This window comes from Flammeovirga sp. OC4, from assembly GCF_000812565.1.
Taxonomy (GTDB): Bacteria; Bacteroidota; Bacteroidia; order Cytophagales; family Flammeovirgaceae; genus Flammeovirga.
Map to the genome: position 1 here is coordinate 189,725 of NZ_JTAM01000002.1, position 14,236 is coordinate 203,960.

17 protein-coding genes are annotated in these 14,236 nt (G+C 33.8%); 10 read left to right on the forward strand and 7 right to left on the reverse strand.

What is annotated here, in order from left to right; genetic code table 11:
* Nucleotides 1–8: 8 nt before the first annotated feature.
* Both PL77_RS02445 and PL77_RS02450 read left to right on the forward strand, forming a co-directional pair.
* A complete protein-coding gene (locus PL77_RS02445) occupies nt 9–1,181 on the forward strand; it encodes an MFS transporter (RefSeq protein WP_044201300.1) in 1,173 nt (390 codons plus the stop codon).
* Entirely contained in the window at nt 1,181–1,861 is a 681-nt protein-coding gene (locus PL77_RS02450; protein WP_044201303.1) for an HAD family phosphatase, read from the forward strand. Before PL77_RS02445 ends, PL77_RS02450 begins: the two co-directional genes overlap by 1 nt.
* 3 nt (nt 1,862–1,864) lie before the next feature.
* Here the strand turns inward: PL77_RS02450 and PL77_RS02455 are convergent, their stop codons facing one another.
* A complete protein-coding gene (locus PL77_RS02455) occupies nt 1,865–2,506 on the reverse strand; it encodes a histidine phosphatase family protein (protein ID WP_044201305.1) in 642 nt (213 codons plus the stop codon).
* Between the two features lie 148 nt (nt 2,507–2,654).
* On the opposite strand from PL77_RS02455, the gene PL77_RS02460 reads away from it, so the two are divergent.
* From PL77_RS02460 to PL77_RS02480, 5 genes are all read left to right on the forward strand, one after another.
* Complete coding sequence (locus PL77_RS02460; RefSeq protein WP_044201307.1) at nt 2,655–3,083, forward strand: hotdog fold thioesterase; 429 nt, start codon at nt 2,655–2,657, stop codon at nt 3,081–3,083.
* A gap of 129 nt (nt 3,084–3,212) precedes the next feature.
* Nucleotides 3,213–3,725 carry a hypothetical protein gene (locus PL77_RS02465; RefSeq protein ID WP_044201309.1) on the forward strand — a complete coding sequence of 171 codons (513 nt, stop codon included), beginning with the start codon at nt 3,213–3,215 and terminating at the stop codon, nt 3,723–3,725.
* Nucleotides 3,726–3,746: 21 nt separating this feature from the next.
* Nucleotides 3,747–4,937: a PAS domain-containing sensor histidine kinase gene (locus PL77_RS02470; protein WP_044201310.1), complete on the forward strand. Its 1,191-nt coding sequence runs from the start codon at nt 3,747–3,749 to the stop codon at nt 4,935–4,937.
* A gap of 393 nt (nt 4,938–5,330) precedes the next feature.
* On the forward strand, nt 5,331–6,188 hold the full coding sequence (nadC, locus tag PL77_RS02475; RefSeq protein ID WP_044201312.1) for a carboxylating nicotinate-nucleotide diphosphorylase: 858 nt from the start codon (nt 5,331–5,333) through the stop codon (nt 6,186–6,188).
* A gap of 8 nt (nt 6,189–6,196) precedes the next feature.
* Nucleotides 6,197–6,745 carry a hypothetical protein gene (locus PL77_RS02480; protein ID WP_044201314.1) on the forward strand — a complete coding sequence of 183 codons (549 nt, stop codon included), beginning with the start codon at nt 6,197–6,199 and terminating at the stop codon, nt 6,743–6,745.
* A 35-nt stretch (nt 6,746–6,780) separates the two neighbouring features.
* Here PL77_RS02480 and PL77_RS02485 read toward each other — a convergent pair whose 3' ends face one another.
* Nucleotides 6,781–7,572, reverse strand: coding sequence for an alpha/beta fold hydrolase (locus tag PL77_RS02485; protein WP_044201315.1), 792 nt, complete (start codon nt 7,570–7,572; stop codon nt 6,781–6,783).
* 63 nt (nt 7,573–7,635) lie between these two features.
* Here PL77_RS02485 and PL77_RS02490 point away from each other — a divergent pair, with 63 nt between their 5' ends.
* Nucleotides 7,636–8,550, forward strand: coding sequence for a MerR family transcriptional regulator (locus tag PL77_RS02490; protein ID WP_044201318.1), 915 nt, complete (start codon nt 7,636–7,638; stop codon nt 8,548–8,550).
* Here PL77_RS02490 and folB read toward each other — a convergent pair.
* Genes folB through PL77_RS02515 form a run of 5 tightly spaced genes read right to left on the reverse strand, consistent with a single transcriptional unit; the run spans nt 8,527 to nt 11,796 of the window.
* Nucleotides 8,527–8,883, reverse strand: a complete 357-nt coding sequence (gene folB, locus PL77_RS02495) for a dihydroneopterin aldolase (RefSeq protein ID WP_044201319.1) — start codon at nt 8,881–8,883, stop codon at nt 8,527–8,529. The two genes, PL77_RS02490 and folB, sit on opposite strands and share 24 nt — an antisense overlap.
* Before the next feature lie 10 nt (nt 8,884–8,893).
* Nucleotides 8,894–9,538 (reverse strand): DivIVA domain-containing protein, encoded by a 645-nt coding sequence (locus PL77_RS02500; RefSeq protein ID WP_044201321.1) that lies wholly within the window; start codon nt 9,536–9,538, stop codon nt 8,894–8,896.
* Between the two features lie 45 nt (nt 9,539–9,583).
* The gene (locus PL77_RS02505) at nt 9,584–9,805 is read right to left on the reverse strand and encodes a hypothetical protein (protein ID WP_044201324.1); all 222 of its coding nucleotides are present in this window, start codon (nt 9,803–9,805) and stop codon (nt 9,584–9,586) included.
* A gap of 3 nt (nt 9,806–9,808) precedes the next feature.
* Nucleotides 9,809–10,309 carry a hypothetical protein gene (locus tag PL77_RS02510; protein WP_052444111.1) on the reverse strand — a complete coding sequence of 167 codons (501 nt, stop codon included), beginning with the start codon at nt 10,307–10,309 and terminating at the stop codon, nt 9,809–9,811.
* A complete protein-coding gene (locus PL77_RS02515; RefSeq protein WP_044201326.1) occupies nt 10,306–11,796 on the reverse strand; it encodes a hypothetical protein in 1,491 nt (496 codons plus the stop codon). The genes PL77_RS02510 and PL77_RS02515 overlap by 4 nt, the downstream gene beginning before the upstream one ends.
* A gap of 216 nt (nt 11,797–12,012) precedes the next feature.
* Between PL77_RS02515 and PL77_RS02520 the strand changes: the two genes are divergently transcribed.
* Both PL77_RS02520 and PL77_RS30135 read left to right on the forward strand, forming a co-directional pair.
* Entirely contained in the window at nt 12,013–12,900 is an 888-nt protein-coding gene (locus tag PL77_RS02520) for a hypothetical protein (RefSeq protein ID WP_044201328.1), read from the forward strand.
* A gap of 2 nt (nt 12,901–12,902) precedes the next feature.
* On the forward strand, nt 12,903–14,015 hold the full coding sequence (locus PL77_RS30135) for a S41 family peptidase (protein WP_052444112.1): 1,113 nt from the start codon (nt 12,903–12,905) through the stop codon (nt 14,013–14,015).
* The last annotated feature ends 221 nt before the right edge of the window (nt 14,016–14,236 follow it).

Genomic DNA, 14,236 nt, shown 5'->3' on the forward strand with positions numbered 1-14,236 from the left:
AAGAACAAATGACTCAAAATCAAAAAAAATATACTCTTAACTTCTGGTTACTATGTAGTAGTTCTCTACTCTTTTTTACCAGTTTTAATATGATCATTCCAGAATTGCCTGATTATTTAACTTCTTTGGGTGGTGAAGAATATAAAGGATACATCATTTCAATATTTACACTTTCAGCGGGTTTATCCCGACCTTTTAGTGGAAAATTGACGGATAGAGTAGGTAGAGTACCTGTCATGGTAGTAGGTGTAGTAGTGAGTTGTGTGTGTACATTGTTTTATCCACTGATAGGAAGTGTTGCTGCTTTTTTACTGATCCGGTTCTTTCATGGTTTCAGTACAGGGTTTAAACCTACCGGCACCTCGGCTTATTTGGCTGATATTGTTCCTTTTGAAAGAAGAGGAGAAGCATTGGGTATATTAGGGTTTTGCTCAAGTACAGGAATAGGTTTGGGACCAATCATAGGGAGTTGGTTGGCTTTAGAAACAGATCTTGACACCATGTTTTATTGTGCCTCTGGCATTTCTTTATTGTCGATATTAATTTTATCAGGCCTAAAAGAAACGCTTGAAAACCCTGAGAAGCTGAGATTAGAGCATTTTAATATTAAAAGAAATGAGATTGTAGATAAAAATGCATTATCACCTTCCATTGTCATGCTTCTATGTACCACATCTTATGGGGTAATCCTCACGCTCATTCCTGATTATAGTAAATCATTGGGAATAGAGAATAAAGGGATGTTTTTTATGTTCTTTACGGGGGCATCAATGTTAGTAAGAGTATTTGCCGGAAGGTTGTCAGATCGTTATGGTAGGTTGCCAGTTTTAAAGTTCTCTACTTTAATGTTGATGATTGCATTGGTATGGATAGGTTTTGTTAGCACAGATTTAGAATTGTATTTGGGAGCGATTGTTTTGGGGTTAGGAATTGGTACTAATTCACCAACATTATACGCCTGGACTATTGATAGAAGTAATCCATTGCATAGAGGGAGAGCAATTGCGACAATGTACATTGCTTTAGAACTTGGTATAGGTTTAGGAGCATTGGGTTCAGGGTACATTTATGCAAATGAGCTTTCACAAATTGGATGGTCATTTATCTTGTCCGGAATCTTTTGTCTATTGGCCTTTTTATATATTACATTTGCACCATTAAGAGAGAAAAAATTAAACTAATGAGATTCGAATATTTATTTTCTGATTGTGACGGTGTCATTATAGACAGTGAGATCGTTGCAGCTAGAGTAATGGTAAAATACATTAACTCGTTTGGGGTTCCAATGACAGTTGATGAGTATTTAAGTAATTTTGCAGGACAAACATTCAGTGGAATTATGACAAAGCTCTCAAAAGAGCATGGTTTTACTCTTCCTGAAGATTTTATTACTCAAATTACCGATCAATATAAGGAAGCTGCAAAAACGGAAGATAAACCCATAAAAGGTGCGAAAGCGGCATACGAAGCCATTGATCTTCCTAAGGCTATTATCTCAAATAGTTACAAAGAGCAAATTAACCATGCTGTTGATTTTACGGGATTGAGAAACGAATTTGGGGATAGAGTATACTCTGGAGTAGAAAGTGTGGATAATCCTAAGCCTGCACCTGATGTGTATTTATTTGCAGCAAAAGATTTGGGTGTAGATCCGAGTAAAGTAGTGGTGATTGAAGATAGTACTAGTGGAGCGAAAGCTGGACTAGCTGCAGGTATGTATGTAATTGGTTTTATTGGAGCTTCTCACTTAAAGAGTGATCATGAACATACCCTGAAAACATTAGGGGTTAAAAACGTTATTCAGGATATGTCTGATTTGCCTGCATTAATTGAAAAGTTAAATGCAGAAGTTGAGAAATAAGAATTAGCTAGCATGTACTTTTGTTTGGATTTTTTCTAAGTGTCTGATGTCATTGGCCTGTACTATTCTAAAGAGGCCATTTTTGTAAACTAAATGATATAAAGCAAGATTAGAATGTTCGTATTGGTCCATTTTACTTAAAGGTTCATCCATTAAATAAGAAACCAATATTTTCATCGCACGACCATGCGTACAAATAAGAACATTTTTTTCATCTGTTTTTGATAAGATTTGATCCATTATTTCCTTTTGACGTTTTACAACATCATTAGGAGATTCAGCATCTTCCAGTTTATAATCATAATTACCATTTTGCCATTCAAATAACAGCTTCATGTGGTTCTTATCATCTTGTTCTGTCAATTTTCGTCCTTCTTTTTCTCCCCAGCTGATTTCATTCAAACCATGGTGAGATTGAACAGGGACTCCTGATGCTGTAAATGGTAGAACTGTTTGATGTGTTCTTTTTAGATTAGAAGTATAAATCTTATCAAATGCGATGTGGTTGTATTTCTTGAAAAAGGCTTCGGATTGAAGCGTTCCTAGTTCATTTAGATTGGAATCTATACTACTACCTTGTACATATCCCTTTTTGTTAAAATCAGTCTCGCCATGCCTGATAATATAGATGTGTTTTGCATTCATAACTTAATTTAGATTTTTCTAATAAAATCATCTGATTAATGATTTAATGGTAAAACATATTTTTAAATTGCTTCCTCAAAGGAAAAGCTACTACCTTATTTTACGTAAAAAATGTTAGTTAAGTATAAAAAAAAATTAACCTTCATGTATGTTTAACAGTAAATTTACAATAAAAAATCTTAATAACTTGAGAGACAACATGCTTGGACACCTTGATATAGAATTTATTCAAGTTGAAAATGGACTAATCAGTGCTAAAATGCCGGTGGACCAAAGAACCAAGCAACCTATGGGTTTATTACATGGAGGTGCATCTTTAGTGTTAGCAGAAACATTAGGTAGTGTTGGAGCTCTAACTCATATAGATGATACTGAATTTGTGCCTGTTGGTCAAGAAATCAATGCCAATCATATAAAAAGTACAAGAAATGGATTTGTCATCGGAACGGCAAAACCTGTTCATCTTGGAAAGAATTCTCACGTCTGGGAAATTAATATTACTGACGAAGACGGCGAATTGGTTTGTATTTCAAGAATGACGGTCGCGATTTTGAGAAAAATGAAAAAAAAAGTTTAGCTTGATTCGTGGAATCAATGTAATATTTTAACCAAAAAAAAGTGCAAATTTTGAACTTTAGTAACACTTTTAGAGTTCTTCTTCGTTTTACGAAATTTGTTTTTTATCACTTATTGAAGATTTAATTTTATGGGAAATACCAAGGTATGGATTGTAATACTATTTATATTTATTTCATTGGGAATAGTAGGAATACAATCAGGTTGGTTTGTTGATATTCAGGTAAAAGAAAGAGATAATGAAGGTTGGGTTTTGTCTGGTTTAGAATATAAAGGTAAACTAGATAGTAAGAACTTTGCACAATTATATGATTCTATTTCGCTTGAAGTTAAAAAGGGTAAATTGAAAGGTGAATTGGCCGCATTGTTTTTTGAGAACCCTAACACCGATCAAGAAGTAAAAGCAATTGTTGGGGTAATTAGTAAAAATAAGCAATCAGAAGGGTACACTTACTTTGAACAAAGCCCTTATAAAGAAGTATATTCGGAAATAGTATTAGGAGAAATGTTAACGCCGAATCCTCAAAATGTGATTGAGGTACTTTCTAATAAAGCCGATAAAGATTACCCTAATTTTAAAAAGTTGTATTTAGAATACTATCCTAATGAGAGAAGTGTTGTTCAATCAATAATTCTACAATAATTAACCTAATTCAACCAAAGAGTGAAAGCACAGATTTATTCAAATAGAGTCACATTAAAAGTATTAGTAATTACTATTGGTTTAATCATTGGATTGACCTCTTTGGTGTATACGGAATTGTTGGTGGATGAATTAAGGTTGAGAGAATATGATCAAATAGACTTTTTTGCTAAGGTTCAGGCAAAGTTAGCTTCAATGGGAGCAGAAGATAATGCAGATGTCACTTTTCTATTAATGGAAGTGATCAAAGGTAACGATCTGATTCCTGTTATTCTTGCAGATGAGAATGGTATACCCATCTCTTCTAAAAACATTACTATTCCTAAAGGTCTCAATGTTGCAGAACAACAAGATTTCCTGATCAATAAAATCGAGGATATGAAGGAAGATTATGATCCAATCCGAATTGATTTTTCGAATGGCGAGATCCAATATATCTTTTATGCCGATTCAAACTTGGTAAGTAACCTCAGATTCGCTCCGATTATCCAACTTTCAGTATTAGGCATATTGGCTTTAACGGCCTATTTAGTATTCTCTACTTCAAGAAGAGCAGAACAAAATCAAGTTTGGGCAGGGTTAGCTAAAGAGACGGCTCATCAACTTGGAACACCGATTTCGTCATTGGTAGCCTGGATTGAATATTTTAAGACGGATGAAGATTTTGATCAATCCATTATAGAAGAACTTCAAAAAGATGTGACTCGATTGGAAATGATTACGCAACGTTTTTCAAATATTGGTTCTGAACCTGTTTTAAAGCCAGTCAATTTGGAACCATCAGTGAGAGGCGCTTTGGATTATATGTCGAAAAGAATTTCCAGCAAAGTAAAATTGGGTGTTCATTATGAAATCGACAGTCCGGTAGAAATCAATGTTAGTCTGCCATTGTTTGAATGGGTAATTGAAAACCTATGTCGAAATGCTGTAGATGCAATGAATGGGGTTGGAGAGCTCAATGTTTTTATTCGACTTACTCAACATAAAACAGCCGTTGAAATTGATGTAAAGGATACAGGTAAAGGTATTCCTAAAAATAAAGTGAGTAAGGTTTTCAATCCTGGCTATACCACTAAGAAAAGAGGTTGGGGTTTAGGGCTTACATTGGTAAAAAGGATTATTGAGGAATATCATGGAGGAAGAATCTATATTCTTGAATCTACACCAGGTGTAGGTACTACATTTAGAATAGTAATGCCAATTGTAGTCTGATAACTTGTGTTCACTACTGTTAATAATAGAATTTATGTTGTGAATTATCCTATTATTTATGACCTTTGTCTTGGGTCGGTCACATATTGGATTTTTCAACGTGAACTCATATAAGGTGTACTGATTTTTGAAGAGCAGGCCTCAACTTTACTTCGGTAAAGTCATTCCTAGAATGTTAACAGTGGAAGGTCGACATTGTTCAGGAAACCTAATCTTGTTATAAAAGGAAGAATTCCAACCGGCCCTTTTTTATAGACAAAGCGATGCAATGCATGGCTTTTTTTATTGTTCTGTTATTACTAAACGATCAAGCATTTCAAAGAATTTATATTTTTCTTTTGTAAGATGGATTATATCGTTGAACAATAAATTCAATTGATTACTTTTGTGTCCGTGAAACCGAAATATTTAACAGAAGAAGCCATCAATGCGTTTATTACAACGGCATTGAATGAAGATATAGGAGATGGAGATCACTCAACGCTTTCTGCAGTGCCAGAAGATGCTATTGAGTCAGCACAAATGATCTTCAAAGACAATGGTGTAATCGCAGGAATAGAAATTTCTAAGCGAATTTTTTTACACTTAGATCCTACAATGGAAATCGAAACTTTTGTAGAAGAGGGTGACCTTTTAAGCAAAGGTGATATTGTAATGAAAATTAAAGGTAATGCTCGTGCTATTTTAATGGGTGAGCGTCTAGCTTTAAACTGTGCACAACGAATGAGTGGTATTGCCACGCATACTCAAAGAGTTGTTAGCCTAATCAAAGATTCATCTACAAAAATTCTTGACACAAGGAAAACTACTCCCAATTTCAGATTGATGGAAAAATGGGCAGTGTTTATTGGTGGTGGACAAAATCACCGATTTGGTCTCTATGATATGGTAATGCTTAAGGATAATCATATTGATTATGCAGGAAGTATTGCAAAAGCAGTCAGCGAAACAAAAGCGTACTTAAAGGCGAAGAATAAAGACTTGAAAATTGAAGTTGAAACTCGTAACCTTGATGAAGTACGTCAAGCAATTGAAGCTGATGTAGATGTGATCATGTTAGATAATATGGATGTGCCAACAATGAAGGAGGCTGTTAGTATTATTAATGGAAAATCAGATACAGAAGCGTCAGGAGGTGTGACTGAAGAAAAAGTAGCCGAAATTGCTTCAACAGGTGTTGATTTTATCTCGTTAGGTGCATTGACACATTCAAGTTTAAGTAAAGATATCAGCCTTAAAGCTGTAAAATAAAGCATATTATGACAATTAAGACAAAAAAATACCAACTAGAATCGAGTACTTATGTAAAGTTGGGCCTAATGGGTGTGATGAAAGAATTATGGTGGTTTTGGTTTATTCCTGCTGCTATCATCATCATTCCATCATTAATATGGTCGTCTTCTATCTGGTGGATGGTAGGTTTATCCGTATTCATTTCCGTTTTATACATTTTATTTTGGTGGGCACAATTTATGGGTGCAACTCAAATGGAACAAAGTAAAATGTTCTTTGAGAAGTTATCTTACGAAATTGATAGCCGTTTTATCATGATGAAGCGTAATGCTAAAGAAGGTATGCCAGTAAAATGGGAAATGGTGAAAAGCGTAAAAGTAACGAAAGAAGCTTTCGTATTGATGCTTGGTAACGATAATATTGAGGCCAATAAAGTACAACGTTTCTTTGCAAAACGTTTAGGTATGCCTTTATACTTACCTTTCTCGATTTTCCCTACAGAAGTTGCTAAAGGTTTTATGTTTAAATTATTAGAGCGTAAAGGTTTAATTGAAGCGACTTCATCAGCTGAATAAAAAGAACTTTTATGTCATAAAAGACCTCATAGAGTTTACATCTGTGAGGTCTTTTTTTCAGTAATCCATTGTATACTTTCAATGAATACTTGAGAATGATTAGCATCAAAATAGATGATTTGATCATTGGGAAGTTTTCGTGCTACATCATTTACTTTTCGAACTGTAATGATTTTGTCTTTTTGGCCAACAAGTAAATACAATTTAGTATTATGTTGGGCAAGGATTGTGAGTAACTTTTTGTTTTCCAACTGAGTATCTTTCAACGCAATCCATGTGTTGGCAACTTTTTCACTTTCTTGTGGAGAACCTAAGCTTTTTGAAGCAAATTGAAATAAACTTCTTTTAATTAACTTCATGTTTGTCAAATATGTCAGTGTATTGTGAATAACTTTTTGATTTGACATTGCAAACCTAAAAAAAGGGGATACGAAAGTGTGAGTAACAATAGGAAATATTGGATTTTTTGCGATTCCATCAGGGGCAATGAGGTATATTTCCTTAAAAAGTTGAGGGGCTTGTGAATAAAAAAAAGTAGCAAGTCGGGAACCAATTGAGTAACCAATTAAGTTTATTTCATGAAAAAGTTCTTTTTCAAGATATACTTTAAGGTCGCTCCAAAGAAGATGAATATTGTGGTTAGAATTGCTACTACCATGAAATGGTAAATCTATGCTTAATATTGCAAATTGTGATAGTTTATTGGATAAGATCTTGAAAATCTCAGCACGCTGACCGTAGCCGTGTATGCATATAATGATTCTTTTATTATTTTGATCTGAATTATAATAATGAAATGATGGATTTTTAAGTAAATGATCTTTCAAAAGTTAAAACAATTTTAATGACAAAATGTTATTGGAGTACTAATTTAGAATATGTAAAGTAATATGAGTACTTACACAATAAAAGATTTAGAACACCTTACTGGAATAAAAGCACATACTCTAAGAATCTGGGAACAACGCTACAAAATAATTATTCCCAAACGTTCGGAAACAAACATACGCTACTATGATGATGATGACCTAAAATTAATGCTTAACGTATCGTTGCTTAATTCACATGGTATTAAAATCTCAAAAATAGCAAAGTTAACGCAAGAGCAAATTCGAGAGGAGGTTTTTAATGTCATGAGCTCAAGTGACAATTATTCCGATCAAATCACGCAGCTAACTACTTGCATGCTTAACTTTGATGAATTTCAATTCGAAAAGGTGATTTCAACTGCAATATTGAAATACAGCTTCGAAGAAAGTATGATCAATATAATATTCCCTTTCCTTACAAGAGTGGGTTTTCTTTGGCAAATTGGAGCTATTTCGCCTGCACAAGAGCACTTTATCTCCCATCTAGTACGACAAAAGATTATCGTAGCACTAGATGCGATTATGTTGAAGGATGATAAGGGTAAACCGCGATTTACACTCTTTTTACCCGAAGGAGAGTTACACGAAATTACTTTACTTTTTGCTTGTTATATCATCAAGTCTAGAGGTTTTAAAGTAACTTATTTAGGACAGTCGCTACCATTAGAAGAACTGCAAGAGGTTTACAAGACTACACCTTGCGAGTATATGCTAACGGTATCTACTTCACTTATCAAAACCGGTAATTTACAGGAGTATATTTTAAATCTTGGTAAGGCATTTCCAGACACAAAGGTCCTTCTTACAGGAAGACAGATCATTGGTATGGATTATGAAATGACCGACAATGCAGAGCTCTTACCTAGTTTACCAGGTTTTATTGGTTTGATTGATAATTTAGCTAAGAATTTTTCACTGAGTGATGCTGATGCTTGATGCATAACATACACCGCCAATAGGAGGATTATATTTTTTGACTTTTACGGTAACCTGAAAAGCTGTTTTAGGCCATTTTTGATATATTCTATCGACAATCTTTTGCCCTAGATGCTCTAGAAGTTTGCACGAAACACTCATTTCGCTATTCACTATATTATATAAATCCATATAATTGATAGTACCTTCTAGATTGTCAGTTTGTGCTGCATCATCAAAGTTAGTGTCCACAAAAAGGTCAACTCCGTATTTATTACCTATTTTTTGTTCTTCTTCAAAAAAACCATGGTAAGCAAAAAATTCTAGCCCTTCTAGAGCAATAGTATGTTTCATTATGAATTGATTAGTCAAGATTTAAATCTTCAAAAAAGTTGGTGTTTAAAGAATCGTCAACGGCAATTTTGTCCTGCATTTTCTTAGTTTGTTCTTTTTGAGCTTTTACAGCTTCTTGATCACTATATGCCAACTTTTTGATTGCTTTTAATCTTCTTGCTTCACCCAAAGTTTTCTCGGCCATATCACTTAGGGCTTCTAAAAGCTTATCAGAATAATTATCAATCGCTTGATAATCCCTTTTGATCATTTTAGTGTTTTTGCGTAAGGTATCCATTTCATGTTGATACCTTTTTTGCACCTCTTCCATTGCTTTTTGAGCTCTATCTTCCGCTTCTTGAACAATAAATTGAGCACGTTGCTGAGCATTTGCGAGCATGGCAGAAGTTTGAGATTTAGTATCATCTATTGCCTTTTGACGAGCATTTTCGGCATTATTGATACTATCTATCATCTTATCTTCAAGTTCTTCGAATTTTTGTAGCCTCTTTCTATTTTCTTCTAATTGTTGAAGCATTGTATCATTCTGAGATTTTAAATCTTCTACTTCTTTGGCTACTTTGTGTAAAAGTCTGCTAACATCTTTGGTGTCATACCCGCCAAAGATCTTTTTTTTGATATTACTGTTGATGATGTCGTTTGGTTCAATACTCATGATGATAGAACAATTCCGTGCAGTTTTTTATTTGTTTCCCTTAAATTAGTCTTCATCAAGACATTTTTCCAAATTTTTCTCAATATCTTCCCAATAAGAAGTATTTGTTTCTGGTACAGGGATAGGTTCTTCACCTGTTTGTACTCTCCAATAATTAGAATTGTACAGGCATTTTTTTTGGTATTCAGACAATTGATTAAACTTCGCGTAGTTTGTACTCTTGCCTTTTTGTGCAATTAAAGTTTGGTATATTTCTTTGCTCTTCATTTTCTAAAATCCTTTATTTTTCAAATTTAACTCTTCGTAGCCCACTTCATAAATGCCTTCTTCGATCCAAAAACCAATTGCTTTTTTATCATTAATGAAACAATATATGACCTCTCCGCAATATTGATTTTCTTCATCTCGATAATTGAATTGAATATTTAAGAAGTTATGATATAAGAAGCCTTTTCCTGATTGAATTTGACCGCTAATACCTAAATCCCATTTCGAAAACCATTGTCCATCGTTGAGTAAGGATAGATTTAAGTTTCCATTGTAAGTGCTATCAGTAGCCCATGTATTATGACCGTTTACAGCGTAATTTCCTTCGATAGAAGTGATCTTTTGTTGCGGAATTACTGCTGCAATTTTACCATGAAGTGAACAATAAGCATTATATAATTCATGAAAACGTTCTTCTATATTTTCTTCAGAAATTGCTTGTTCCCAATAATTTATGGATGATTGTGGTTTGAATATTTCTTTAATCCAATTTAAAAGTCTCATTCTGAAGATTGTCCAATATTGTAAGTAAACCCAAGGAATAGGCTTAGAGTATTCTCGCGTATTCCCATAGAGTGATCTCTTTTGCCTTGCAAAACTATACGATCTTCTGGAGAAAATTCAACAGGATTAGAAAAATTAGCAACTTGCTTTAGATTCTTTCCTCTAGAAAGGGAGTATTGGAGTCCTGCAATTATATCTGTTTTGAAAATTTTAAATTGTGCACCACCTGTAAAGTGATATTGATCTAATGAAAATGTAGTAATTTCTGAAGGGAATTTATTATCTCCTCCTCCAGTATAAGGTGTGTAAGTAAAGTCGGTTCTAAAACCTCCAATTAATTCAATATTTTGATTGATATTACCTCTCATTCCTACTGCAACATTTGTGACATTGCGATGCTGTGCTTTGTAGTTCAGCCAATTTTCAGTTTTAAAACCAATAATATTATTGGTTACGAATGCTTCTGGTGGCATATCAGTGATTAGATTATACTTTTTGATAGGAGCAAAATATTCAACCGTAAAATATAAAGATGATTTTTTTCTAAAATAGGTGGCACCAAAAGCAACACTAAATGGTTCTTTAAATCGAGTTTCTAATTCTTCTTGTTGTTCGGTTGCCAACATATTTGGAAGAGGCTGATGGTCTATATTATTTACATTTTGTACACTCACTTCTCTGTAAACCTTTGATGTGCCAGCATAAGCCATTGTTGGAGTTGTGATATTCAACCCTAAATGAAGGTCATTTACTGTATATTTAAATCCTATTTTAAGTAAGAATCTGGAAGTGTATCCTTTGATATTTTGAACATTAGCAAAATTAGCAATGTAAAAATCTTCAATATCAGCTGCAGCACCTTTCTCAATGTTGTAGGCTTTTGTTTCTAGGTTGTAATCGTAGTTAATGACTGCATAAGAATGAAATGCGCTAACACCGAAGCTAAATTTATCAGAGTATTTTTTGGCCATTCCTATTCCTATCCAATAGTCTTCATATTCCATTCTATAATAAAAATCTCCGATGTATTCTTCAATTCCTGGAAGAGACTTTATGACATCTATTTGTTGTGCCGTTCTGCTTCTTATTTCAGAGGAAATATTATCTCTCGTAAAACTGGCTAATTCAATGCTCGTTTTGTCCCAATTTTTGGGTCTAAGCAAAAAGGCAACAAAACGAGGTTGTACTTTAAAGTCCCAATCAGAGTAACTATCCCCACCTCCAAGTGCATTATCATATCTGAAAATATAGGTGCTAAATATATTCGCAGAAATGGAGAAGGTTTTATAGTCTATATCGGCAATTTGTGATGGATTGTAAAATATTGAGGCAATACCGCTACCTCCTCCAACCACAGCACCGGATAGTAAACTAGCGTCAGTGTTAAAACTATTACTCCAATATCTACCTGTTTGAGCGTTTAGTGTGGAGGAAAGGAATAATAAAAAAAAGGAAATCAGTAGCTTGTATGAAAGAGAGTGAGACATAAAAAACTATTGCTTTTAAGTTCTGATAGTAAGAAGAGATATGAATGATTTCAATAGAAAGTTAAAAGAAAGATAAAAAACAACTTTTCTTTTGCCTTAATATTCAAAATAAAATTAAGTATAAATCATGAATATTTTCCTTTTTATATATGAAAAAGGTTCATTAAATTGATAGATGATAATTACTTTTTTATCTATTCATCTAAATCAATTGAAATGAGTCTCACCAAGAGCTTACGAACACTAAGTGTCTTCTTATTGCTCTCTTATTTTACTTTACCTTTCGCTTATGGTCAATCTGACTCATTAAGTAATACCTCAAAGTATAGAGAACAATTTTTATTCTTCGGAACAACCCTAAACGTCTCCTCTAAATCTAGGGATGCAGCATTCTCTCCTTTATTGTATGGAGGTGCAGGTATAGGAGGAAACGGCGGTTTTATTACTAGAAATGAAAAGTTTGAATTCCTTTTTGATGGAGGTTTTACATTCGGAATAATGCGAACTGATTTAGCTGGTGATACCGATACAGGTGGTAATATTTTTTATACAGTTCCAATTCATACTCACGCCTTATGGACTATTAATTCAGTGTTTAAAGGTACACCTAATGCATTTTTAAGAGTGGGAGGAGCCGTTGATTTTACTGGTAACTTCAGAGGTAATTTTTCATACACTAACTCAGCACTGAATTTTGAATATATTTCTGGTATTGGTCCTGGAGCACAATTAGGGTGGGATGTACACCTCAACAAAACGGGTAAGTTTTTTAGGAAACGTGATAGAGATTTGACGTTTTTGTGGACTGTTTCACTTCCGATAATGGGAACTTATATGCGCCCTAGTTTCAACACAATTAGTGATTTTACAACTGGAGCTAATTTTATTTCAGGAGGTGCAAAACAAAATTTTGCTTTTATTGGAGACCTTGTTCAATTTAATTCAAGGCTAGATATGTACTATAGGTTGCATAATAAAAATGCTTTTAAGCTTTTTTACGAATGGAAGTATTTTGCAGTCAATGAAGGAAGTAGCGGAAATACTCAAGGTGCATATCATCAATTAGGTTTAGCATTTATGTTTAATGTCACGGGAAATAAATAAAAATGAAAACAAATCAATTTAAAACTGTTGTCTTAAGTGTTTTTGTAGCTGTTTTTTTATTTAGCTGTGAAAACTTATTTATAGAAAAAGATCCAGGAAGTAATCATAGAGCTTCCTTTGAATATTTATGGAATAAGGTCAATGAGCAATACTCATACCTTGAATTAAAAAATATAGATTGGGATAGTGTCTACACTGTTTACAATTCTAAGGTGGAAGATGATATGCCTCAAGAATTGTTTTTTAGTTTAATGTTTGACATGCTAAAAACATTAGAAGATGGTCATGTTAATTTGTACTCGCCATTTAGTGTTTCTCGATACCCTGAGTTAGCTGTTCCTGATTCTAATTACAGTACAAGAATTGTCAGAGCTTCCTATTTGAGTGAGCAATATTTTGTAACAGGTCCTTTACAACATGACTTTATTCATAGAATAGATGATAATGGTCAAAAAGTGATTGATACTTTACATGTAAATGGAAACCCCAATGATATTCGAGGAATTGGCTATGTGAGGTATAGTAGTTTTGCTTCTCTGATATCCAACTATGATATTGATTATGTGATCTCAAGGTATGGAAGGTCAACTGCAGGGTTGATCATTGATGTCAGAAGTAACGGAGGAGGTTCACCACTCAATATATTCCAGTTGTGTGAACGTTTTATTCCAGCTGATGCCGGAGAAACAACCTTGTATTATAGTAGAAATAAGGTAGGACCTGGTGAAGATGATTTTGACGATTGGGTATCTGCTACAATATCACCTTCTGGTCTTTATTATCCTGAAAAAATTATAGTACTGACCGATAGAAGCTGTTACAGTGCAACTTCTTATTTTGCAACAGCAATGAAAGCTGTTCAAAAGTTGAGAGATGTAAAAATTATTGGAGTGCCAACGGGAGGAGGGTTAGGTGCTCCAAGGGGGGGGCAGTTGCCTAATGGATGGTATTATAGAATGTCAGTGACTCAGACTAGATCCGTAGACGGTGATTTGGATTTTGAATTAGGTGTTCCTCCCGATATCTATCAAACTCAGAATCCTGCTGATACTCAGAAGAATATTGATACAATTTTAGAGATGGCAATTGAAGAAATAAAGCACGGTCAATGGTAGTTATTTTACATTTTGTTATACAGAAATGATCTTTTTTGTAAAAAATAAAATAAAAATCATTTTTCCTGTAACATTTTTTGTTCACATACCGTTAATATAATTGCGAATAATACTAAAGATAAGCTGTCTAACGACAGAGGACGATTAATCCAATCACAAAAAAAGCACAACATGTTTTTGTATGTTGTGCTTTTTTGTGTTTAAACCTATTTGAGATATGA